The 22,161-nt window shown below is 64.8% G+C and carries 17 protein-coding genes; 10 read left to right on the top strand and 7 right to left on the bottom strand.

The genetic code is table 11. The annotated features are described in order from the left end of the window. Window positions 1-25: 25 nt before the first annotated feature. Window positions 26-2,116, top strand: coding sequence for a dipeptide ABC transporter ATP-binding protein (locus OKQ63_RS08125; protein ID WP_264213425.1), 2,091 nt, complete (start codon window positions 26-28; stop codon window positions 2,114-2,116). Window positions 2,117-2,212: 96 nt separating this feature from the next. Here OKQ63_RS08125 and OKQ63_RS08120 read toward each other — a convergent pair whose 3' ends face one another. The 3 genes from OKQ63_RS08120 to OKQ63_RS08110 all read right to left on the bottom strand — a co-directional run bounded on the left by OKQ63_RS08120 (window position 2,213) and on the right by OKQ63_RS08110 (window position 4,955). After that, window positions 2,213-3,667, bottom strand: a complete 1,455-nt coding sequence (locus OKQ63_RS08120; RefSeq protein ID WP_264213424.1) for a tetratricopeptide repeat-containing sulfotransferase family protein — start codon at window positions 3,665-3,667, stop codon at window positions 2,213-2,215. Window positions 3,668-3,830: 163 nt separating this feature from the next. After that, on the bottom strand, window positions 3,831-4,205 hold the full coding sequence (locus OKQ63_RS08115; protein ID WP_264213423.1) for a hypothetical protein: 375 nt from the start codon (window positions 4,203-4,205) through the stop codon (window positions 3,831-3,833). Between the two features lie 165 nt (window positions 4,206-4,370). Next, a complete protein-coding gene (locus OKQ63_RS08110) occupies window positions 4,371-4,955 on the bottom strand; it encodes a lytic transglycosylase domain-containing protein (protein WP_264213422.1) in 585 nt (194 codons plus the stop codon). Between the two features lie 233 nt (window positions 4,956-5,188). Between OKQ63_RS08110 and ssb the strand changes: the two genes are divergently transcribed. Together ssb and OKQ63_RS08100 are read left to right on the top strand one after the other, a co-directional pair. Then, on the top strand, window positions 5,189-5,704 hold the full coding sequence (ssb, locus tag OKQ63_RS08105) for a single-stranded DNA-binding protein (protein ID WP_264213421.1): 516 nt from the start codon (window positions 5,189-5,191) through the stop codon (window positions 5,702-5,704). Between the two features lie 384 nt (window positions 5,705-6,088). Continuing rightward, on the top strand, window positions 6,089-8,305 hold the full coding sequence (locus OKQ63_RS08100) for a methyl-accepting chemotaxis protein (protein WP_264213420.1): 2,217 nt from the start codon (window positions 6,089-6,091) through the stop codon (window positions 8,303-8,305). A gap of 72 nt (window positions 8,306-8,377) precedes the next feature. On the opposite strand, the gene aroB is transcribed toward OKQ63_RS08100, so the two are convergent. Next, window positions 8,378-9,484: a 3-dehydroquinate synthase gene (gene aroB / locus OKQ63_RS08095; protein WP_264213419.1), complete on the bottom strand. Its 1,107-nt coding sequence runs from the start codon at window positions 9,482-9,484 to the stop codon at window positions 8,378-8,380. Then, a complete protein-coding gene (locus OKQ63_RS08090) occupies window positions 9,484-10,074 on the bottom strand; it encodes a shikimate kinase (protein WP_264213418.1) in 591 nt (196 codons plus the stop codon). Before OKQ63_RS08090 ends, aroB begins: the two co-directional genes overlap by 1 nt. A gap of 81 nt (window positions 10,075-10,155) precedes the next feature. Between OKQ63_RS08090 and OKQ63_RS08085 the strand changes: the two genes are divergently transcribed. From OKQ63_RS08085 to OKQ63_RS08060, 6 genes are all read left to right on the top strand, one after another. Beyond that, the gene (locus tag OKQ63_RS08085) at window positions 10,156-10,305 is read left to right on the top strand and encodes a hypothetical protein (protein WP_264213417.1); all 150 of its coding nucleotides are present in this window, start codon (window positions 10,156-10,158) and stop codon (window positions 10,303-10,305) included. After that, window positions 10,295-11,812, top strand: a complete 1,518-nt coding sequence (locus tag OKQ63_RS08080) for a hypothetical protein (RefSeq protein WP_264213416.1) — start codon at window positions 10,295-10,297, stop codon at window positions 11,810-11,812. The genes OKQ63_RS08085 and OKQ63_RS08080 overlap by 11 nt, the downstream gene beginning before the upstream one ends. Window position 11,813: 1 nt before the next feature. Continuing rightward, on the top strand, window positions 11,814-12,758 hold the full coding sequence (locus OKQ63_RS08075; protein ID WP_264213415.1) for a site-specific tyrosine recombinase XerD: 945 nt from the start codon (window positions 11,814-11,816) through the stop codon (window positions 12,756-12,758). Between the two features lie 81 nt (window positions 12,759-12,839). Further along, on the top strand, window positions 12,840-14,150 hold the full coding sequence (locus OKQ63_RS08070; RefSeq protein ID WP_264213414.1) for an HlyC/CorC family transporter: 1,311 nt from the start codon (window positions 12,840-12,842) through the stop codon (window positions 14,148-14,150). Between the two features lie 13 nt (window positions 14,151-14,163). Beyond that, window positions 14,164-15,798, top strand: coding sequence for an MFS transporter (locus OKQ63_RS08065; RefSeq protein WP_264213413.1), 1,635 nt, complete (start codon window positions 14,164-14,166; stop codon window positions 15,796-15,798). A 108-nt stretch (window positions 15,799-15,906) separates the two neighbouring features. Further along, entirely contained in the window at window positions 15,907-18,324 is a 2,418-nt protein-coding gene (locus OKQ63_RS08060) for a GcvT family protein (RefSeq protein ID WP_264213412.1), read from the top strand. A gap of 23 nt (window positions 18,325-18,347) precedes the next feature. Here OKQ63_RS08060 and OKQ63_RS08055 read toward each other — a convergent pair whose 3' ends face one another. After that, complete coding sequence (locus tag OKQ63_RS08055; RefSeq protein ID WP_264213411.1) at window positions 18,348-18,611, bottom strand: hypothetical protein; 264 nt, start codon at window positions 18,609-18,611, stop codon at window positions 18,348-18,350. On the opposite strand from OKQ63_RS08055, the gene OKQ63_RS08050 reads away from it, so the two are divergent. Beyond that, window positions 18,601-19,182, top strand: coding sequence for a nucleotidyltransferase family protein (locus tag OKQ63_RS08050; RefSeq protein WP_264213410.1), 582 nt, complete (start codon window positions 18,601-18,603; stop codon window positions 19,180-19,182). The genes OKQ63_RS08055 and OKQ63_RS08050 overlap by 11 nt on opposite strands. Window positions 19,183-19,275: 93 nt before the next feature. On the opposite strand, the gene OKQ63_RS08045 is transcribed toward OKQ63_RS08050, so the two are convergent. After that, complete coding sequence (locus tag OKQ63_RS08045; RefSeq protein WP_264213409.1) at window positions 19,276-21,510, bottom strand: Hint domain-containing protein; 2,235 nt, start codon at window positions 21,508-21,510, stop codon at window positions 19,276-19,278. Window positions 21,511-22,161 lie beyond the last annotated feature (651 nt).

Below are 22,161 nucleotides of genomic sequence, written 5' to 3'. Positions count from 1 at the left end.
TCCGCTCCAGCAGGGAGAGTAAACTATGAACAAAGTGGCAGAATACGACGGCCCGATCCTGGAGATTAACAAGCTGTCGATCTCCTTCTTCACCCGCCTGCGCGAAATTCCCGCGGTGATGGATTTCTCGGTCACCGTGCAGCCGGGCGAGGCGGTCGGCCTGGTCGGTGAATCGGGCTGCGGCAAATCCACCGTGGCGCTGGGTGTGATGCAGGACCTTGGCAAGAACGGCCGCGTTGTCGGCGGCACCATCAAGTTCAAGGGCCGCGATCTGGCCGAAATGAGCAGGGAAGAACTGCGCGACATCCGCGGCAATGAGATCGCGATGATCTATCAGGAGCCGATGGCCTCGCTGAACCCGGCGATGAAGATCGGCAAGCAGCTGATGGAAGTGCCGATGATCCACGAGGGCGTGAGCGAAAAGGAAGCGTTTGCCCGCGCGCTGGAAGTGGTCACCGACGTGCGCCTGCCCGACCCGGAGCGGATGCTGAATTCCTTCCCGCACCAGCTGTCGGGCGGCCAGCAGCAGCGCATCGTGATCGCGATGGCGCTGATGTCGAAACCATCGCTGCTGATCCTCGACGAGCCCACCACCGCGCTGGACGTGACGGTGGAGGCCGCGGTGGTCGAGCTGGTCAAGGACCTGGGCAAGAAATACGGCACCTCGATGCTGTTCATCAGCCACAACCTGGGCCTGGTGCTGGAAACCTGCGACCGGCTCTGCGTGATGTATTCCGGCGAGGCGGTGGAGCGCGGCTCGATCCACGACGTGTTCGACGAGATGCAGCACCCCTATACCCAGGCGCTGTTCCGCTCGATCCCGCTGCCGGGCGCTGACAAGAACGCCCGGCCGCTGGTGGCGATCCCGGGCAACTTCCCCCTGCCCCACGAGCGCCCGCCCGGCTGCAACTTCGGCCCCCGCTGCGATTATTTCGAGGCCGGGCGCTGCGACGAGGACCGGGTCATCCCGATGAGCCCGGTGCATGGCGATGACCGGCATGAAACCCGCTGCCTCAGGTTCCAGGAAATCGACTGGAACGCACCGCTGACGCTGGCCGAAAAGAAGGAAAAGACCGCCCCCGGCAAGGTGATCCTGAAGATGGAGAACCTCAAGAAATACTATGAGGTGGCCGCCAATGCGCTGTTCGGCGGCGGCGACAAGAAGGTGGTGAAGGCCAACGAGACGCTGAGCTTCGAGGCGCGCGAATCCGAAACCCTCGCCATCGTCGGCGAATCCGGCTGCGGCAAATCCACCTTTGCCAAGGTGCTGATGGGTCTGGAAACCGCGACCGAGGGCCAGATCCTGCTCGACAACCGCAACATCGAGCAGATCCCGATCGAGGAGCGCGACACCAAAACCATCTCCGACGTGCAGATGGTGTTCCAGAACCCGTTCGACACGCTGAACCCGTCGATGACAGTCGGCCGCCAGATCATTCGGGCGCTGGAGATTTTCAAGGTCGGCAATTCCGAGGCCGAGCGCAGAAAGCGGATGCTGGAGCTTCTGGATCTGGTGAAGCTGCCGCGTGCCTTTGCCGACCGGATGCCGCGGCAGTTGTCGGGCGGCCAGAAACAGCGTGTCGGCATCGCCCGCGCCTTTGCCGGCGGCGCCCGCATCGTGGTGGCGGACGAGCCGGTCTCGGCGCTGGACGTGTCGGTGCAGGCGGCAGTGACCGACCTGCTGATGGAGATCCAGCGCAAGGAAAAGACCACCCTGCTGTTCATCTCCCACGACCTCAGCATCGTGCGTTACCTCTCTGACCGGGTGATGGTGATGTATCTCGGCCATGTGGTGGAACTGGGCACCACCGACCAGGTGTTCGCGCCGCCCTACCACCCCTATACCGAGGCGCTGCTGTCGGCGGTGCCGATTGCCGATACTTCGGTCCAAAAGGAACACATCGTGCTGGAGGGCGACATCCCTTCGGCGATGAACCCGCCGCCGGGCTGCCCGTTTCAGACCCGCTGCCGCTGGAAGTCCGAAGTGCCGGGCAACCTCTGCGAGCGCGAGGTGCCGCCGCAGCGCCAGCTGGGCGATGGCCATCAGGTGAAATGCCACCTCAGCGACGAGATCCTGGCCCGGATGACCCCGGTGATCAAGATCGCCGCGGAATAACCCCTGCCGGTCTGGCAAGACACACGAAATGACGCCGCCGCCTGTCACAGGCGGCGGCGTATTTCATTTGCGGCCAGGCAGCGGCCCGCGGTTCCCTCAGCGCGGATCCGGGGCGAACCGGCCGGTTTCCGCGGCATGGCGGTCCCAGTGCTGCCATTGCGCAATCCACTCGTCCCCGCCCAGAGCCGCCTTGAGCGGTGCCAGCTGCGCCTCGTAGCGCTGCCATTTCCCCAGAGCCCCGGTATTGATGCTCTCCCGCACTTGCATCAGCGAGGCCGTCCTGACGCTGCGCGCATTCTTCTCCGGGCTGAGGCAGCCTTTGTCCCATGACAGACCGGCATGCGTCAGCATCCCCCGGATCTGCTCCTCCGGTGCAGTCACCAGAGCCTCATAGGATTGCACCCGCATCGCCTCCCCCAGCTTCGCCTGGTAATCCCGCGCCGACCTGTACACGCAGCGGGTCATGTGACCGATCCAGTCCAGCTGGCAGGAAAACCTGTTGCCGGCTGCAAAATTCGTCGTGAAATTGGACAGCCCCGTATCCAGCGGATGCCGTGACAGAAACAGGAACCTTGCGTTGGGCAGCAGCAGATGCGCCAGCCCCATCTCGAAACAATTGAGCGGCATCTTGTCGATGACAACCGGCGCCTGCGGCCGAGCCTGGCCAAAGGCACACTGCCAGAACAGCCTGCGGAACTGCTGCAGTTCCTCGGGTTCCAGCCGCCCCAGCCAGTTCCACCAGCCGGTGTCCCCATGCATGGCGGCGGCATGGCGGCGGACCGCAGCCGCGGTTTTGGACAGCGCTTCGCTTTCGCCGATGCTGGCAACATCCGGGTGCTGCGTCAGACAGGTTTCCACCAATGTCGTTCCGCTCCGCGGCAGACCGGTCACAAACAGCAGGCGCGGGCTGCCCGGCACCTCACCGCCCCGGGTTTCCGGCCAGTCGGCCTCCAGTTGCGCACGCACCTTCGCCTCCTGGAACGCCGGATCATACCCATCCGCCTTCAATTTGTTGGCCAGCGCAAAATAATCAAAAGCCGTGGCGGCATCTCCAGCCTTGCCCTCGATTTTGCCCAAGGCAAAAAGCGCCTGTATCTTTTGCGGTTTGGGTGTGCCGTCTTCCTGCGCAGCCGCCCGCAGGAAATCCGCGTTGGCGCTGTCTTGGCCAAAAGGCTCCAGGTGGTTGAACGCTGCCAGCAGCCCGACATCATCCGGTTGCAGACAAAGCGCCTGCCGGTAGGCCTGCGCAGCCCCCTCGATGTCGCCGGATGTGGCCCGCACAGCTGCCAGCTTTCCCCAGGCCTTCGGCAAGCCGGGGTCGTGTTCCAGCAGCATTTCCAGAATCTTGGCCGCCGACCTGCTGTCTCCCACCTGCACAAGGCAGGTTGCCGTCAGATCGAGCACCGGGATGTCGGAGGGGTCCTGCCGCAGCAAGGGCAAAAGCAGCCTCAGCGCTTTGCCGAACTTGCCTGCCTTGACAAACTCCCCTGCAGCTGCGGCCGCATCAGCGGGCGGCTGCCCCGGTTCTTCCCGTAACTGGGAGTGTTGCATGGTTTCTCCACGGTTCCCTCGTTTCACGGCAGACCATAAGAAACCGGGCTGAAAATCCGGTAAATGGGGACCTCCGCCGGGGAACGCAAAAGCCCCATGCGCCGCGCGTCCGCAGCACATGGGGCTCCACGCCAGTCCCCCACTCCCACGGGGGCAGCCGATCTCAGCTCAGCAGCACAACAACGATCATCAAAAGGTTCATCGAGGCAAACTGCATCAGCCGCGGGGCCTGATTTCCCTTGGCCGCGGCCATCAGGGCCGCGGGCACCGAAGCCGCAAGCCCGGCCAGCGCCAGGCTGCCGCCAATGGCACCCGCCAGCCCGGTTTCCGGACCCCAGGGAGAGCCGGGCAGAACCATTCCCTTGAGACCGAAGCCGATCAGAATACCCGTCACCGCGCCCGCCAGGCTCAGCGCCGCACTACGCGGCTGCCGCTGCAGGCGGCTGCCCAGCACGCTGTCGATCATCTGCCGGGTCGGCACCTCGCTCGGCTGCCAGTGAAGCCGGTCAATGCGCTCGTCGAAGCTGTTGATAAACAAGGCGTGCCCTCCTGAATTCGGATCCAGATTCACGAAAAATTAAGGCAAATACGTGACACCTTGGCGGAGTTAACGGGGCATTAAGGAAGGTTACCTGGAGATTGACAGGCCCGGCGTGCTGCCGCGGCAGGCCGCGATCCGGCCGGCACAGCCAAGAGGCCCGCGTCAGCTGCCCCAGATCTTCTTCACATAGTTCTGGGTTTCCTTGTAGGGCGGCACCCCGCCGTACTTCACCACCGCTTCCGGCCCGGCGTTATAGGCTGCCAGCGCCAGCCGCCAGGACCCGAACTTCCGGAACTGCCGCGCCAGGTAGCGCGCGCCGCCCTCCAGATTCTGCCGCGGCACATCCGGGTTGACCCCCAGCGCCCGCGCAGTGGCAGGCATCAGCTGCGCAAGCCCCAAAGCCCCCTTGTGCGATTTGGCTTTCGGGTTCCAGTTGCTCTCCTGCTGCACCAGGCGCAGAAACAGTTCCTCGGGCACACCGTGCTGGCGCGCCGCGTCCCGCGCCATCTGCAGGTACTGGCCCCGGTATTTGCCGCTGTAGGGCAGCGCGCCCGCAGCGGAAGGGATCTGATAGGTCTTTGGCTGAAGCCGGGCAGAGTTCTTGTACTGGGCCGCCGCACGCCCATCCAGCACCCTGGTATGGGCGGCAAACAGATCCCGCCGGTTCTTTGTACTGAACACATCGGCTGCGGCAGGCTGACCAGCCCCCACAACCGCAATCACCAACCCCGCAACGGCATTGCGCATTTCCGCTGTCCTGACACTGTCCCACTCCGCGCAAATATACCTAATGCGGAACAAAATTAAAGCAACACAGGCATGACCAGCCGTGCCGGCCGCCGAAAATGCGCCGAAAGCATCCACAGATGCCTGCTTTTCACGCTAGTCGCAGGACGATACTGTGCCTGAAACGCGGCGCGGCCGGATTCGCGCCCTTCCGCTGCTGGACAAGAAAATCACAGGAAAAAAGGACGGACCCCATGGCCGGCTCACTCAACAAAGTCATGCTCATCGGCAATCTGGGCCGCGACCCCGAGGTACGCAGCTTCCAGAATGGCGGCAAGGTGTGCAACCTGCGCATCGCCACCTCGGAAACCTGGAAGGACCGCAACACCGGCGAACGCAAGGAACGCACCGAATGGCATTCGGTCGCCATCTTCAGCGAAGGCCTGGTGCGCGTGGCGGAGCAATATCTGCGCAAGGGCTCAAAGGTCTATGTCGAAGGCCAGTTGCAGACCCGCAAATGGCAGGACCAGAGCGGCCAGGACCGTTATTCGACCGAAATCGTGCTGCAGGGCTTCGGCTCCACCCTGACCATGCTTGACGGCCGCGGCGAAGGCGGCGGCGGGAGCGGCGGCGGCCAGGGCGGCGGCTATGGCGGTGCCGGCCAGGGCGGCGGTTACGGCGGCGGCTATGACAGCGGCTCGCAAGGCGGCGGCGGAAACTTCGGCGGCGGCGCATCGCACAATATCGACGACGACGAAATCCCGTTCTGAGCCACCTGGTCCGGCCCGTTCTCCTGATAGCCTTAAAGGCAAGCCCCCAAGGTTCGAAACCTTGGGGGATTTTCCGTTCTGCCGCCATATTTGCTGCTGATTTCACGGTTCGCCCTGCACTGGAAAGCAGCCCTCAAGGAAGCTTGCCCGCGACTGGACTCTTGGGGTTCCGCTACCGGGAATACTCACCCAGAATTATAAATTCACAAACTATTTCAACTAGTTAAGAAGAAATCCTCACCTCCGGCCGGCCGCCCTCCTGTGCACGGGGAATCGCCGCATCCGGGCGCGGGCCGGGGTATGGCCGGGGTAGGCGAATATTAAGAGACCTTGTGCAAGCTGCAATACAACCAAAACGGTATCAGTACAGCAAGGGTTCATAATATGGGTATGCGAGTTATGCAGCATCTCTCGATCAAGGTGAAGATAACCATGCTTCTGGCGGCTCCACTGCTTCTCAGCCTCTGGTTCATGGGCGCAAAGCTGATCGAGCTGTATCAGCGGGCACAGGTGAATACCGTGCTGGCCGGGGAACTGCTGGAAAGCACCAGTAGCCTGGTGCACTCATTGCAGGTGGAGCGCGGGATGAGCGCGGGCTTCCTGGGCAGCGGGGCCACGGTGATGCCGGAGGCGCTGGTCAAGATCCGTCAGCAGAATGACGCCGCCATGACAGACTTCCTTTCCCGGCTTGAGGGAGTTGACCGCGACCGGTTGAGCGGCGAAGCCGCGCAGGCCATCCGCGTCGCGCAGGCCGAGCTGGCCCGGAAAACCGAAATCCGCCAGCAGATTGCCAGCCGCTCCCTGCCGGTGGGCGCTGCCGTCGGCTACTACACCGACCTCAACACAGCACTGATCCAGACGGGGCTGTCCGTTGCCCAGACGATCGACAATCCCGGGATCGCCCAGAAGGCCATTGCCCTGTCGATATTCCTGCGCACCAAGGACGCCGCAGGGCTGGAGAGGGCCGCCGGTGCGGTTGGCTTTGCCAACAATTGGGATCCGGCCAGCTTCCAGACCTATGTTGCGGCCAACGAACGCTACAAGGAGCGCATGCGCCGCTACCTGGATTTCGCCACCACCGAAGAACGCAATGCCGTCACCGCACTGAACGCGCTGCCCGAAGTCAAGCGTTTCAACACGCTGCAGGAAGCGGTTCTGAGCGGCGGCGATACATCCGGAGAGGATTCCAAATCCTTCTTTGCCAAGGCGACCGGCCTTCTCAAGGTCCTGCGCAGCCAGGAGACCCAGCTGACTGCGGCGTTGAAGGCGGACATGGCTGCCTATGATGCCAGCAACAAACTACTGCTCACCGAGATGGCAATCTTTACGGCTGTACTGATGGCCGGCGTCCTGATCCTGAGCCTGGTGATTGCGCGCGACATGACCAAGGGCCTGTCGGTGCTGAACAACGCCCTGAAGCAGCTCGCCAGCGGCGACACCAGCGCCGAGGTGCCCGGCTCGGACCGCCGTGACGAGATCGGCTCAGTTGCCCGCAATGTCGTCGATCTGCGCACCGTGACCCAGCAGAAGCAGGAAGAGGAAACCCGGATCGAGGAAGAGCGCCGCGAAGAAATCGTCTCGATCGCCCGCCGGATCGGCAGCGCGCTGCTGGACCTGCAGAACATGCGCCTGAACAACCCCATCGTCGAGTACTTCCCGGAAGAGTTCAAATCGATCCGGATGGACTTCAACGACTCCTTGAAGGCGTTGAGCAATTCGGTGTCCTCCATCGGCGAGCTGACCAGCAGCGTCGATGAAAGCACCAAGTCGATTGCCGAGGCATCAATGGATCTGGCCCACCGCACCGAAGCGGAATCGGCGACGCTGGAAAAGACAACCCAGTCGATCAATGTGCTGACCGGCAATGTCCAAAGGTCGGCTGAAAATGCCGGCCGCGCCGAACGCCTGGCGGACAGCGCCCAGGACGAAGTCAAATCCTGCGACCAGGTGGTGAAGAACACCATTGTCGCCATGGACAAGCTGCAGGAATCCTCCCAGGAGATCTCCCAGATCACCAAGGTGATCCAGGACATCGCCTTCCAGACCAACCTTCTGGCGTTGAATGCCGGGGTCGAGGCCGCCCGGGCCGGCGAGGCGGGCCGCGGCTTTGCGGTGGTCGCCAGCGAGGTGCGCATGCTGGCCCAGCGGTGTGCCGATGCGGTTCAGCAGATCGACGAACTGACGGCCCGCAGCTCCGAACAGGTCAAGAACGGCGCCACGCTGGTTGACCAGGCAGGCCAGGCCATGGCCCGCGTGAATGAGCAGGTCGGTGAGATCTCCACTCTGGTGGTGGAGATTGCCGGCAACATCAAGGAGCAATCCGTGCAGATGAGCGACGTCAACACGGCTATCGGCGAACTGGAAATGATGGCGCAGCAGAATGCCGCCATGGCGGAACAAACCACCGCCGCAACCACCTCCTTGTCGGAGCAGGCGCAGGAACTGCGGGCACAGGTGCAGAAATTCAGCGTCGGTGAGTTTTCCGAAGTCGGCCCGGGCCGGCCTGCGCCGGTTGCCGCGGCGGCGGAACCACTTGCAATAAGCTTCGACGACGAGGCGCCGGACCCGCAGGCGTTCGGCTCCGGCAGCGCGGCAGCCTGAGCCAGCGGCATTTCTCACCGGAAAACTCAAGGACAGGGCAGCCTCAGCGGCTGCCCTCCCTGATTTCCGGCCCTACGCCCCGCCGCCGCGCAGGACCGACAGAACAGCTTCCGGAGGCACGTCCGCGGTCACAAATGCCTCGCCGATGCCGCGCGCCAGGATGAACCGCAGCTGGCCGGCCACAACCTTCTTGTCCTGGCCCATCAGCTCCAGCAGCGCCTCCGCACCGGGCAGATCGCCCGGGATGTCCGCCAGATCGGTCTTCATGCCCATCGCCTTCAGGTGCGCCCGCACCCGGCTCGGCTCCTCCTGGGCGCACAATCCCAGCCTCGCCGACAGCTCAAACGCCAGTGCGCAGCCGATGGCCACCCCTTCGCCGTGCAGCAGCCGGTCAGAATAGCCGGTCGCCGCCTCCAGCGCATGGCAGAAGGTATGGCCCAGGTTCAGCAGCGCCCGGTCGCCCTGCTCGGTCTCGTCGCGCACCACGATATCCGCCTTCATCTGCACCGATCGCGCCACCGCCTCGACCCGCGCGGCCACGTCGCCTGCAGCCAGCGCCGGGCCGTTCTCTTCGAGCCAGGCAAAGAACTCTGCATCGCCCAGCAGACCGTATTTCACCACCTCGCCATAGCCGGACAGGAAATCGCGCGGCTGCAGCGTTTCCAGCACCGTGGTATCGGCCAGCACCAGCGACGGCTGATGGAAGGCGCCGATCAGGTTCTTGCCCTGCGGCGCGTTGATGCCGGTCTTGCCGCCGACCGAACTGTCGACCTGCGCCAAAAGCGAGGTCGGGATCTGCACAAACCGCACCCCGCGGCGCAGCACCGCGGCGGCAAAGCCTGCCAGGTCGCCGATCACCCCGCCGCCGAAGGCAACGACGACATCATTGCGCTCGACCTTCTGCTCCAGCAGCCACTCCACCGCGCGGCTGAACTGCGGCCAGCCCTTGGTCGCTTCGCCCGGCGGCAGCGCCAGTGCCGTCATCTCGATTCCCGCGGCGGCCAGCCCGGCCCGCAGGCCCTCCAGGTGCTTCTCCGCCACGGTCTCGTCGGTCAGCACTGCCACCTTCGGCCGCTTCAGCAACGGCCTGATCCGGCTGCCTGCCTGCGCCAGCAGGCCGGGGCCGATCAAAACGTCATAGGCCCGGCTGCCCAGAGGCACGTGAACCGTGCGTTCCATCATTTCCACTCCAATACATCGGGGCGTGCCTTCAGCGCTTCCAGCACGCGGTCCACCATCGTCTCAATCGCCGCCTGCCCGTCGGAGGCAACCGCCAGATCGGCCTTGGCATACAGCGGCACCCGGGCGCGGTACAGGTCGCGGAGCGTCGCACGCGGGTCCGCCGTGCGCAGCAGCGGCCGGGTGTCGCGGTGGCGCACCCGGTTCCACAGCACCTCGAGATCGGCATCCAGCCAGACCGACACCCCCATAGCGGTGATCACGGCGCGGTTTTCCGGCGCCAGAAAAGCGCCGCCGCCGGTCGACAGCACGCCGCGCTCCTCCTCCAGCAGCCGCGCAATCACCTGCCGCTCCTTCTGGCGGAAGAACGGCTCGCCGTCGCGCGCGAAAATCTCCGGAATCGTCATGTTGGCAGCGGCCTCGATCTCGTGGTCGCTGTCCAGAAAGGGCACATCCAGCCGGGCCGCCAGGGCGCGGCCCACGGCAGTCTTGCCTGCCCCCATCATGCCCACCATCACGATGGTCTTCTTCAGTTTCCCCGGCACCGGGCCTGCGGCCTCCTGGCCGCTGCTTTGCTCTTTTTCGCTCATTCTTCAGTGAATGACGTGATCTTGCGGAAAAGGGAATATATAACTTGGGCAAAAGAGCAGGAAACAGGCATTGGATACACCATGGGGCGATTGATTAAGTATTTGGTCTATTTAGCGGTTCTCGCCGGGATCGGACTTGTCTGTTATGCCTATGTGGGGCCGTGGTTCGGCGCTGATTTCCGGGCGCCCAGCACCGAGGTGCGCAAGCCGGTGGTGCTGAATGCGGATTAAGGCGGCTGCCGCCGGGGTGATGCTGGCAGGCAGTGCATTTGCCAATGAACCCCTCGCGGCAATCGACTGGCTGAACCAACCGCAGCCGCGCAGCGGGCTGCCCGGCACCGTGCTGCTGGAGCCGCCGGTCACCGGCACGGCGGCCCTGCCGCCGATCTCGGTCACCCCGCTGGAAACCCTGCTGCCACCGGTCGGGCTGGTGCCCGCCGCGGCCACCGGCCTGCCCGCCGATCTGTGGCGCGGCAGCAGCGCGGATGACGTCGCGCGCCTGATCGAATCGGTGCCGGTGCGCGGCAATCCCGCCATGCAGGCGCTGCTGTTCACCCTGCTGTTGTCAGAATCCCGCCCGCCCGCCGCAACCGGCGACCGGATCCTGCTGGCACGCCTTGACCGGCTGCTGGCTCTGGGGGCCACGGATCCCTCCCAGGCTCTGGCAGAGCACGCAGGCCCCACGGACAGCAAGGCGCGCTTTGCCCGCTGGCTCGACGCCACCCTGCTCACCGGCAGCGAGGACGCCTCCTGCGCGGCGCTGACCGCCTCGCCGCATCTGTCGGACAGCTACGCCGCCAGAATCTTCTGCGCCGCACGGCGCAGCGACTGGCCGACCGCGGCGCTGATGCTGGAAACCGCCCACGCGCTGGAACTGCTGCCAAAGAACCAGATGGAGCTGCTCGACCGGTTCCTGAACCCCGACCTGTTCGAACTGGCGCCGCCGCTGCGCCGCCCGCAGGACCCCGATCCGCTGACCTTCCGCCTGTTCGAAACCATCGGCGAGCCGATGCCCACCGCATCGCTGCCGCCCGCCTTTGCGGCTGCGGATCTGCGCGACATTTCCGGCTGGAAGGCGCAGCTCGAAGCGGCGGAGCGGCTGGCCCGCGGCGGTGCGCTCAATCCCAACCAGTACCTCGGCCTGTTCAGCGCCCGCAAACCCGCGGCTTCGGGCGGCATCTGGGACCGGGTCGCGGCGGTGCAGCAGCTGGAAAGCGACCTCGCTGCCGGCGATCCGGATGCGCTGGCCCGCTCCCTGCCCCGCGCGTGGGACGCGATGCAGCAGGCAGGCACCGAAACCGTCTTTGCCGATCTCTTTGCCGAACCGCTGGCCCAGGCCAAGCTGACCGGTCCGGCCGCCGCACTGGCCTGGCGCATCCGCCTGCTGTCGCCGCTGTACGAGCTTGCCGCGCATGACGCCCCGGAGGCCGGCGCCGGGGTTCATTTCCTGGCAGAACTGGCCCAGGGCCGCCCCGGCAGCAGCACCGCGCCGTCGCCGGTGGCCGAAGCCATTGCCCTGGGCTTTGCCGCGGACGCGCAGGTGCCGCAGGCGATCCGGCAGATGCTGGACGACGGCCAGCTCGGCGAGGCGATTCTGCGCAGCATGGTGCTGTTTGCCCAGGGCGCCGACGGCAACCTGGGCGACCTGACCGCAGCGCTGGCGGCCTTCCGCGCCGTCGGGCTGGAGGACACCGCGCGCCGGGCCTCGCTGCAGCTGATGCTGCTGGAGCACCAGTGACATGATGGCACCCCGCGACAATTTTCAGTGGATCTCCACCTTCCTGGACGCCCAGGCGGCCGAAACCGGCGCCTCGCAGAACACGCTGCTCGCCTACGGCCGCGATCTCAAGGACCTGACCGCCTGGCTGGAGCACCGCGGCCAGGGTTTCCTGACGGCCGAACAGGACGACATCGAGGCTTACCTGATCAATTGCGACGCCCAGGGGCTGGCCCGCTCGACCCGGGCGCGGCGGCTGTCTGCGGTCAAGCAGATCTACCGTTTCGCCTTCGAAGAAGGCTGGCGCCAGGACAATCCCGCAATCCAGATCCGCGGCCCCGGACGCGACAAACGGCTGCCGAAAACGCTGGAGGTGATCGAGGTCGACCGCCTGCTGGACGCCGCCCGCAAGACCGGCCGCAGCCTGTCCGACCGGCTGCGCAACACCTGCCTGATGGAGCTGCTCTATGCCACCGGCATGCGGGTGACCGAACTGGTCTCGCTGCCGGTTTCCGCCGCGCGCGGCGATCCGAGGATGCTGCTGATCCTGGGCAAGGGCGGCAAGGAACGCCTGGTGCCGCTGTCGCCTCCCGCCCGCGAAGCGCTGGCCGCCTATTTGATCGCCCGCGACGATACCGACGCCGCACGCGAAGCAGAGGGCCATCCGCCCTCCCGCTTCCTGTTTCCTTCGCGCGGCAAATCCGGCCACCTGACCCGCCACCGCTTCTATCTGCTGATCAAGGAGCTGGCGGTCACCGGCGGCATCTCGCCGGACAAGGTCACCCCGCACACCCTGCGCCACGCCTTTGCCACCCACCTGCTGGCCAATGGCGCCGATCTGCGGGCGATTCAGGCGCTTCTGGGCCACGCCGACATCGCCACCACCGAGATCTACACCCATGTGCTGGACGCCCGCCTGCAGGAACTGGTGCTGGAGCACCACCCGCTGGCAAAGGATATGCGCTGAACGCCGCTGGAACTTGAAGCGCGGCGGCCAAACCCCCATAAATACGGCGAACATTCAACAGACCGGATCTCTGGACCCCTCATGGACACTGCCTCCACCGTACTCGACAGCGCCTTCTGGATCACTGCCGGGGCCATCGTTCTGCTGCTGGTCCTGTCAGCCTTCTTCTCCGGCTCCGAAACCGCCCTGACCGCTGCTTCGCGCGGCAAGCTGCGCAGCCAGGCCGACAAGGGCTCGCACGGGGCGCAAAAGGCGCTGGCCCTGACCGAGGACAGCGAACGGCTGATCGGCTCGGTGCTCTTGGGCAACAACCTGGTCAACATCCTCGGCACCTCGCTGGCGACCGCGCTGTTCACCCGGGCGCTCGGCGAGGGCGGCGTGGCGATGGCGACCCTGGTGATGACCCTGCTGGTGCTGATCTTCGCCGAGGTGCTGCCCAAGACCTATGCCATCTCCAACGCCGAAAAGGCCGCATCTGCCGTGGCACCATTGATCACGCTGCTGGTCAGGCTGCTGTCCCCGGTCGTCGATACCGTGCGGCTGCTGGTGCGCGGCGTGCTGCGCGTCTTCGGCGTCCGGATCGACCCGGACAGCCACATCATGGCGGTGCGCGAGGAAATCGCCGGCGCGCTGCACCTCGGCCATTCCGAAGGCGTGGTGGAAAAGGAAGACCGCGACCGTATCCTTGGCGCGCTCGACCTGTCCGACCGGTTTGTCGAGGAGATTATGCTGCACCGTTCGAACATCGCGATGATCGACGCGGACGCGGATCCCGAAGTCATCCTCGAGCAGTGCCTGCAAAGCCCGCACACACGCCTGCCCGTATTCCGCGGCGAGCAGGAGAACATCATCGGCGTTGTGCATGCCAAGGACCTGTTCCGGTCGATGTACAAACAGGCCGGAGGCGCCGGAGGCGACGCCAGAAAGCTCAAGTCCTTCGACATCTCGGAAATCGCCAACGCCCCCTATTTTGTGCCGGAAACCACCACCCTGGACGAGCAGATGCGCCAGTTCCTGCGGATGCGGTCGCATTTTGCGCTGGTGGTGGATGAATACGGCGCGCTGCAGGGCCTGATCACGCTGGAAGACATCCTGGAAGAGATCGTTGGCGAGATCACCGACGAATTCGATCCGGACGAGGAACACATCGTCAAGAAGACGGCGGACGGCTCTTTCCTGGTCGAAGGCGCCACCACCATCCGCGATCTGAACCGCGCCACCGATTGGAACCTGCCGGACGACGAGGCCAATACAATTGCCGGCCTGGTGATCCACGAGGCGCAGATGATCCCCACCAAAGGCCAGGTGTTTTCGTTCCACGGCTTCCGGTTTGAGGTCACCGAACGCGAAGGCAACCGCGTCACCGGGCTCAAGATCCGGCCATTGGCATGACTGGAAACCGGTCATGAGCCGTGCGGCGGTGCTGGCCTGGAGCTGGTTCGACAACACCATCCTTGAGCTGTTCCGCCAGCTGCGCTGGACCTTCCTGCCGCCGCTGCTGATCTATTTTGCTTATGGCACGCAGGGCATCACCACCGTTGCAGCGTCGTTTTTCGTCAAGGAATACCTGGACCTCTCCGCCGCCTTTCTGGCCGGGCTGGCGTTCTGGGTGGGTCTGCCCTGGGCGCTGAAAATGCCGCTGGGACATTTGGTCGACCTGATCTGGCGCTGGAAATACCTGCTGATCCTTTTGGGCGCCGGTCTGATGGCCGGCAGCTATGGCATCCTCGCGGCCATCGTGCTGGAGCCTGCCATGATGAGCGCGGCAATGCCGCTGGGCGCCTGGTATGTCACCGCCGCACTGCTGGCGCCATGCGGGTATGTCCTGCAGGACGTGGTTGCCGACGCCATGTCGGTAGAGGCCGTGCCGCACACCGACGGCCAGGGGAACCCGCTGCCCGAATCCGAGACCAAATCGCTGCACACCACCATGCAGACCTTCGGCCGCATCGCGCTGATCGGCGGCTCCAGTGCCGCCGCGGCCCTCAACGTCGCCCTGTTTGACGGCGCCGGTGCGCTGCCGCAGCCGGACAAAGGCGCGCTCTACGGCTTGGTCTTCACCCTTGCCCTGCTGATCCCGGCAATCTCGCTCTCCGGCGTGGCGCTGGCGATCTGGCAGAAATGGCGCAAGGCCGCCCGGCTGCGCTGGGCCGGCGTGTCCGAGGCAGAGATCCGCAGCCGCATTGAACTCCCCCGCGAGCCGGTGGCCCCGAACCACTGGTACTTCATCGGCGGCGGCGCCTTTGTCGCCCTGTCGCTGGCCGTGGGCCTGGGCGATATGCCCTACTCGCAGGAGATCGTCTTCGCCGGATCCATGGCCATCGTGCTGTTTCTGATGCGCCAGCTGGTGTCGGTGCTGCCCACGGACCAGGCCCGCGCCCTGATCGGCACCGCCATCATCATCTTTGTCTACCGCGCGACGCCCCTGCGCGGCCCCGGAGCCACCTGGTTCGAAATCGACGTGCTGGGGTTTGATCAGCAGTTCCTGTCGGTCCTCTCGCTCATCACCTCGCTGCTGACGCTGGCCGGCATGCTGGTCTTCCGCCCGATGATGGCCAGCCGCCCGATTGCCTGGATCGTCGCCTTCCTGGCGATCACCGAAGCCGTCCTCAGCCTGCCCAACATCGCGCTTTACTACGGCGCCCACCACTGGACCGCGGCAATGACCGGCGGCGTCGTCGACGCCCGCTTCATCGCCATGGTCGACACCGCCGTCGAATCGCCGCTGGGCCAGGTCGCGATGATCCCGATGCTCGCCTGGATCGCCCGCAACGCGCCCTCGGGGCTCAAGGCCACTTTCTTTGCCGTCATGGCCTCCTTCACGAATCTGGCACTGTCGGCCTCCAGCCTCGGCACCAAATACCTGAACGAAATCTTCGTGGTGACGCGCGAAGTGACAGATTCGGCCGGCAATATCACCACCCCTGCCGACTACTCCCAGCTCGGCATGCTGCTGATCACCGTCGGCGTGATCCTCCTGGCCGCCCCGCTGACAGCGATTTTCATCATCCAGAACAGCCGATTCCGCACATCTGAATAAAGTTCCCCTGCCCTGACGCCCTGAATACGGCACGCCTTGCCGTTTTTCTGCTGGACTACTGTTCACTTCTGTACAGAATGCAGGCAACACCAATTCAGGGAGGCCCTCATGAAAACCACCACCCGCGTGGCAGTGATCGGCGGCGGCGTCGTCGGCTGCTCTGTCCTCTACCACCTGACCAAGCTCGGCTGGTCCGACGTCATGCTGATCGAACGCTCGGAACTCACTTCCGGCTCCACCTGGCATGCCGCGGGCGGCTTCCATACGCTCAACGGCGACACCAATATGGCCGCTCTGCAGGGCTACACCATCAAGCTTTACCGGGAGCTGGAAGAGATCACCGGCATGTCCTGCGGCCTGCACCACGTCGGCGGCGTCACCCTGGCCGAAACCCAGGAACGCTTCGACATGCTGAAGGCCGAGCGCGCCAAGCATCGCTTCATGGGACTGGAGACCGAAATCGTCTCCCCCGAAGAGATCAAGAAAATCGCCCCGGTCACCAACGTGGACGGCATCATCGGCGGGTTGTACGACCCGCTGGACGGCCACCTCGACCCCTCCGGCACCACCCACGCCTACGCCAAGGCCGCGCGCATGGGCGGCGCCACGATCGAGACCCACTGCAAGGTGATCGAAACCAACCAGCGCCCCGACGGCACCTGGGACGTGGTAACGGAAAAAGGCACCATTCACGCCGAACATGTCGTCAACGCTGGCGGCCTCTGGGCGCGCGAAGTCGGCGCCATGGCCGGCGTCTACATGCCCCTGCACCCGATGGAGCACCAGTACATCGTCACCGACGAGGTGCCGATGATCGCCGAAATCATCGACGGCGGCGGCGAGCACCCGCATGTGATGGACCCGGCCGGCGAAAGCTACCTCAGGCAAGAGGGCCGCGGCCTCTGCATCGGATTCTACGAACAGCCCTGCAAACCCTGGGCGGTGGACGGCACGCCGTGGAATTTCGGCCACGAACTGCTTCCCGATGACTTCGACAAGATCGAGGACTCAATTGCCTTCGCCTACAAACGCTTCCCGGCGCTGGAGGCCGCGGGCGTCAAATCGGTGATCCACGGCCCCTTCACCTTTGCCCCCGACGGCAACCCGCTGGTCGGCCCGGTGCCGGGGATGCGCAACTACTGGTCGGCCTGCGCCGTGATGGCCGGCTTCTCCCAAGGCGGCGGCGTCGGCCTGATGCTGGCCCAGTGGATGGTCGAAGGCGAATGCGAACGCGACACTTTCGCGATGGACTGCGCCCGCTTCGGCGGCTGGATCACCCCGGGCTACACCCGCCCGAAAGTCATTGAAAACTATCAGAAACGCTTCTCCATCGCCTACCCGAACGAGGAGCTGCCCGCGGCCCGTCCGTTCCGCACCACCCCGATGTACGACGTCTTCGATGGCATGGGCGCGGTCTGGGGCGCGCAATACGGGCTTGAGGTCCCGAACTACTTCGCCGAAGGGACCGAGCCGCGTTTCGAAACCCCGTCCTTCCGCCGCTCCAACGCCTTCGAGGCGACCGCGCGCGAGGTCAAAGCCGTGCGCGAAAACGCGGGCATCAACGAGGTCCACAACTTCGGCAAATACCTGGTCAAAGGCGCCGACGCCCGCGCCTGGCTCGACCGCATCATGGCCGGCCGGGTGCCCCAGCCTGGCCGCCTGTCGCTGACCCCGATGCTGTCGCCCAAGGGCCGCCTGATCGGCGATTTCACCATCTCCTGCCTGTCTGAGGAAGAATTCCAACTCACCGCGTCTTATGGCTCGCAGGCCTACCACATGCGCTGGTTCCTGCAGAACCTCGATGACGGTGTCAGCCTCGAGAACATTTCCGACACCCGCAACGGCTTCCAGATCGCAGGCCCCAAGGCCCGCGAGGTGCTGCAAGCCTGCACCAGGACCGACATCTCGGACATGCGCTTCATGGATGTGCGACGCCTGACAGTGGGCATGGCCGACTGCATCGTGCAGCGCGTCAGCTATACCGGCGACCTCGGCTATGAAATCTACTGCGACCTGCTCTCCCAGCGCGCCCTGTGGGATGCGCTCTGGACGGCCGGCCAGCCGCTGGGTATGAAGCCTTTTGGCATGCGGGCGATGATGTCGCTGCGGCTGGACAAGTTCTTCGGCTCCTGGCTGCGCGAGTTCTCGCCCGACTACACGGCCGCCGAAACCGGGCTGGACCGCTTCATCTCCTTCAAGAAACCCGTTGATTTCATTGGCCGCGCCGCCGCCGAGACCGAACGCGACGCAGGTCCCGCCCGCCGGCTCTGCGCCTTTGAGGTCGATGCAGACGACGCCGATGTGGTCGCCTATGAGCCGATCTGGCTGGACGGCGCCGTGGCGGGCTTCTGCACCTCCGGCGGCTATTCGCACCACTCGCAGAAATCCATCGCCCTGGGCTTTGTCCCCACGGACCGCGCCAGCGAAGGCCTGGAAGTTGAGATCGAAATCCTCGGCAGGATGTACAAGGCCCGCCTGATCACGGAACCGCTCTTTGACGCCGACAGCGCCCGGATGCGCGGGTGAGCCTGAACAGGCCAGGTTTCAGGTCAGCATCCCTGACCTGAAACCGCCCCGTTGCCCCGGCAGCGCACGCTGCCGCCGGGGAAGCCGCGCAACATATAGGTCAGCCTCTCCCGCCAAATGTTTCGCGCGCGAAACATTTGGTCAGCATTAATGACCCATTGCGGCCCCAGATCCACCGGCCCCGCATTTTTTTCAGACTCTTGATCTTCTTCTTTGTAAAAATACTCCCGCCGGAGGCATCCGGCCTCGCGGCCCAGAGCAGGAGACCGGATTTCCATGACCGCCATAGCCATTCTGCTGCTCGCCGCCGGCGCGTCGTCCCGGATGCAGGGCCGCGACAAGCTGATGGAGGATGCGGGCGGCCAGCCCCTGCTGGCTCTCATGTGCCGCCGCGCTGCGCTGACCGGGCTTCCGGTCTACGTGACCCTGCCCGGCACAACCCACCCGCGCGCCACTGCCACCGGCGCTGCGGCCCTGGTGCCGGTTCCTGATGCCGCTGAGGGGATGGCGGCGTCGATCCGCCGCGGAGTGATGGCCTTGCCGGCAGAAACCGAAGCGGTGATGATCCTGCCGGCTGACATGCCCGATGTTGAAGCTCAGGACATGCTGCATCTTGCCGCGCATTATCATGGAAAAGAGGGGCCAATCCTGCGCGCCACGGCTGAGGACGGCACCCCCGGCCATCCGGTGATCTTCCCAAGCCGCTGCTTTGAAGCCCTGAAAACGCTTTCCGGCGACCAGGGCGCGCGCAGCATCCTCAGATCCGAGACCGTCCAGGCGGTGGCATTGCCGGGGCGCCGCGCCCTGACAGACCTGGACACGCCCGCCGACTGGGCCGCTTGGCGCAGCCGCCGCTGACAGCCCCCGAAACAGAGAAGGCAGGACACAAGGTCCTGCCTTCCTGCGCATTGCCCGCTGCTGCCGCCTCCCCCAAAACGGCAACTGCATCAGTCAGTGCACAAGCAGATGCGCCTCGTGTTTGCGCAGCGAACGGCGGGCCGCGGTATAGGCCGCGCGGCCCTGCTGCGACTTCAGTTCCGGGAACAGTTCGAACAGCTCGTTGCGCTGCGCGTTGTCCAGGCCCCGCAGGCTCTGGTCACCGGGCTGGAAGCTTTCTGTCCAAGCGCCGTCCGACAGAACAACCTCGTGCTGGTCGAACATGAAGTGGATGTAGGTGACCCGGGAGGTCTCCACCACGTCAACGCCCGCCAGCCCGGTCAGATGCTTGGCCGCCACCAGAACCTCACGGTCCTCGAAATAAAGCGCGGTCTTGTCGTTGGCGACCAGCACCCGGTGGTTGGGACTGACCATCATGTCGCGCTCGGGCAAGCCATTGCCCAGGGCGCCCTGGCGGATCAGCACCGGCTGCAGATGCGAGGCCCCGGCCAGATCCCGGCCTTCCAGCGTCCGCATGCCGATCCAGCGGATTTCCTGGATGCCGTTGTCTCGGGTGATCACCCGGTCGCCGGCCTTCAGATCCTCGACCCGGCATTCGCCCAGCGGGGTCGCAATCAGCGTGCCCGGCGTGAAGCAGGGAATGATCTGCTCAATCTCGCCAAAACTCATGGAGCCGGTTACCGTGCCATCGCCGTCCAGGAAGTTGACGGTGCCCGAGATGCTGTTGCCGTCCGCATCCACGGTGACGCCGCTCAGCTCGAACGGCCCGGTGCCGGTCAGGTCCAGGGTGTCGAAGTCATCGCCGCCGGAGCCGCCGTCGACAACATCGCCCGCCGTGGCTCCCAGGAAGATGTCGCGGTCGTCGCCGCCCGACAGGGTGTCGGCGCCGTGGCCGCCGGTGATCACGTCGTTGCCGGCGCCGCCATCGACCAGATCGTCGTCGATGCCCGCATCGATGGTGTCATCGCCATCGCCGCCGCTGATGACGTCGTCGTCATCCTGGCCGAATATCAGGTCATTGCCGGCGCCGCCGTCAATGGTGTCCATCCCGTTGGTGGGATCCGGGTCCGCCGGGCGGCCGTCGCTTCCATCATCGGTGATGTTCAGCCCGTCCGGGAAGGCCGGGTTCAGCCCGCCGAAAATGGTGTCATCGCCGCCGCCGCCCAAAAGGATGTCGGAGCCTTCGCCGCCGACCAGCACATCCGCGTCGTCGCCGCCGTCAATGGTGTCATCGTCGATGCCGCCATCGATCACATCCATGCCGGCGCCGCCCTCGATCAGGTCGGCGTCGTCGCCGGTCGAGATGGTGTCATTGCCCGCACCGCCCAGGACGGTGTCCATGTCGTCAAAGGGATCCGGGTCGGCCGGAATGAACGGAATGTCCGGATCGGTGCCGGTATAGCCGGGGAAACCGCGGTCCGGCAGCGGCACGCCGCTGTCCTTGGAGGTATCGATCAAATCGTCACCGTCGCCGCCGTCGACCGCGTCCGCGCCGTCGCCGCCATCGATGGTGTCATCGCCGCCGCCGCCGAGAATGGTGTCATCGCCCTCACCGCCGATCAGCAGGTCATCACCCGGCACAACCGGGTCCGGAGAGCTGGAGTGGTAGTCGAAATGCGCGTTGTCGAAGGAAGCGCCCGAGGTGCCGAGATCCACGGTCAGCTTGACGTCGTTGAAGTCCCGGTCACCCAGATTCCGCAGATCCTCGAAGCCAAGCTTCACAGAGCCGTCCGGGTTCTGGCCGAAGCCCTTGGTGTGGACCAGCCCGTCAGGGTTCAGGCCAACGTTGCTGCCATGGCCGGAGGAGAAGAAGGTGCCTTGCGGGCTGATGATGCCCACCCCGACCACGGCGCCTGCCGGCGCGTCATAGGTGAAACTGTCGCCGACGCTGTCCTTGGCGTTTTCGGTCAGCACGACAACATTGCTGATTTCGCCGGTGTCCGGGTTGATCGTGTAGGCAAAGACCTGGTTCTTGAAGGCGGCACTGGTCGAGTCGATGGTAATGGTCACCGGTTTGGAGGCGCCGGACACGCCGTCGCCCAGGATCAGGTCGTCGCCGCTGCCGCCATCCACGGTGTCGTCGCCCGCGCCGGCAAAGATGCTGTCATTCCCCGCGCCCGCAACAATGACGTCATCATCCGGCCCTGCCGCCGGGTCGATGGCATCCGCGTTGTCGACCCTGTCGCCTTCCGGGTCGCCGGTGTAAGCGGCGTCGATCAGGTCATCGCCCGCGGTGCCTTCAACGATTCCGTCCAGCGCCGGGTTCGGCTTTTCGTAACTCTTTGTCATTACCCTCTCCTCACCGGTCAGGCGATAAGCCCCATCTGCCGGGTCAGCCGGGCAGCCGCACAGCCATGCGGTCTGCCACAGTCAAAAACACCAGCCCAAGCGGGACGGGGGCCAGAACACGCACGCGTCCTGGTTTGCGCGCAAATGCAGCGCGCAGCCGGATAGCAGAAGCATTCGGATCAGTGGTGTGCCCGTAAACTCGGCACCGGGACCTGTTTCAGAAATTGGCAGTCCACCACAGTCCAGCAGCTCGCAGAACTCGCCCCCCCAAATGGGCTAATCCATGCATACTTTAGGCGCTTCCGGCCACAAAGCCAAAAAATTGCCTAAAATTCCCCGCATTGAGCCGGCGCGGCACCCAAACGCAGCCTTCCTGGAGCCTGGCCGCCCGCCTATTGTTTCCGAAAAACGGCGCAATTCACCGCACAGACGGATGAAACATGCCCATTGCCATGTGAAAACACAGGTTTTGCACTGGAATAGTTTCCGATTTCGAAACATGGAAACTTTGTGGCCTTGCCGCGCGTTTCAGCCACCGCGCCTGGCTTGTCCGCCGGGAAATAGGCTGAATATGCTTCCAATCCTTACATTTTTCAGAGTTTGTTTCCCGGAAAACCAGCAAGCGCCGGAAAACTTTCGAATCAGAGCACC

Source organism: Leisingera thetidis (genome assembly GCF_025857195.1).
Taxonomy (GTDB): domain Bacteria; phylum Pseudomonadota; class Alphaproteobacteria; order Rhodobacterales; family Rhodobacteraceae; genus Leisingera; species Leisingera thetidis.
The sequence above is the reverse complement of the archived record's forward strand: the minus strand, read 5'-3'. Positions and strand labels throughout refer to the sequence as shown.

What these genes read in the sequence shown, in the direction of transcription:
- OKQ63_RS08045 (WP_264213409.1), bottom strand. Translation starts at nt 21,510, where the DNA reads ATGACAAAGAGTTACGAAAAGCCGAACCCGGCGCTGGACGGAATCGTT.
- OKQ63_RS08100 (WP_264213420.1), top strand. Translation starts at nt 6,089, where the DNA reads ATGGGTATGCGAGTTATGCAGCATCTCTCGATCAAGGTGAAGATAACC.
- OKQ63_RS08060 (WP_264213412.1), top strand. Translation starts at nt 15,907, where the DNA reads ATGAAAACCACCACCCGCGTGGCAGTGATCGGCGGCGGCGTCGTCGGC.
- OKQ63_RS08055 (WP_264213411.1), bottom strand. Translation starts at nt 18,611, where the DNA reads ATGGCGGTCATGGAAATCCGGTCTCCTGCTCTGGGCCGCGAGGCCGGA.
- ssb (WP_264213421.1), top strand. Translation starts at nt 5,189, where the DNA reads ATGGCCGGCTCACTCAACAAAGTCATGCTCATCGGCAATCTGGGCCGC.
- OKQ63_RS08085 (WP_264213417.1), top strand. Translation starts at nt 10,156, where the DNA reads ATGGGGCGATTGATTAAGTATTTGGTCTATTTAGCGGTTCTCGCCGGG.
- aroB (WP_264213419.1), bottom strand. Translation starts at nt 9,484, where the DNA reads ATGGAACGCACGGTTCACGTGCCTCTGGGCAGCCGGGCCTATGACGTT.
- OKQ63_RS08065 (WP_264213413.1), top strand. Translation starts at nt 14,164, where the DNA reads ATGAGCCGTGCGGCGGTGCTGGCCTGGAGCTGGTTCGACAACACCATC.
- OKQ63_RS08110 (WP_264213422.1), bottom strand. Translation starts at nt 4,955, where the DNA reads ATGCGCAATGCCGTTGCGGGGTTGGTGATTGCGGTTGTGGGGGCTGGT.
- OKQ63_RS08090 (WP_264213418.1), bottom strand. Translation starts at nt 10,074, where the DNA reads ATGAGCGAAAAAGAGCAAAGCAGCGGCCAGGAGGCCGCAGGCCCGGTG.
- OKQ63_RS08120 (WP_264213424.1), bottom strand. Translation starts at nt 3,667, where the DNA reads ATGCAACACTCCCAGTTACGGGAAGAACCGGGGCAGCCGCCCGCTGAT.
- OKQ63_RS08050 (WP_264213410.1), top strand. Translation starts at nt 18,601, where the DNA reads ATGACCGCCATAGCCATTCTGCTGCTCGCCGCCGGCGCGTCGTCCCGG.
- OKQ63_RS08070 (WP_264213414.1), top strand. Translation starts at nt 12,840, where the DNA reads ATGGACACTGCCTCCACCGTACTCGACAGCGCCTTCTGGATCACTGCC.
- OKQ63_RS08075 (WP_264213415.1), top strand. Translation starts at nt 11,814, where the DNA reads ATGATGGCACCCCGCGACAATTTTCAGTGGATCTCCACCTTCCTGGAC.
- OKQ63_RS08125 (WP_264213425.1), top strand. Translation starts at nt 26, where the DNA reads ATGAACAAAGTGGCAGAATACGACGGCCCGATCCTGGAGATTAACAAG.
- OKQ63_RS08080 (WP_264213416.1), top strand. Translation starts at nt 10,295, where the DNA reads ATGCGGATTAAGGCGGCTGCCGCCGGGGTGATGCTGGCAGGCAGTGCA.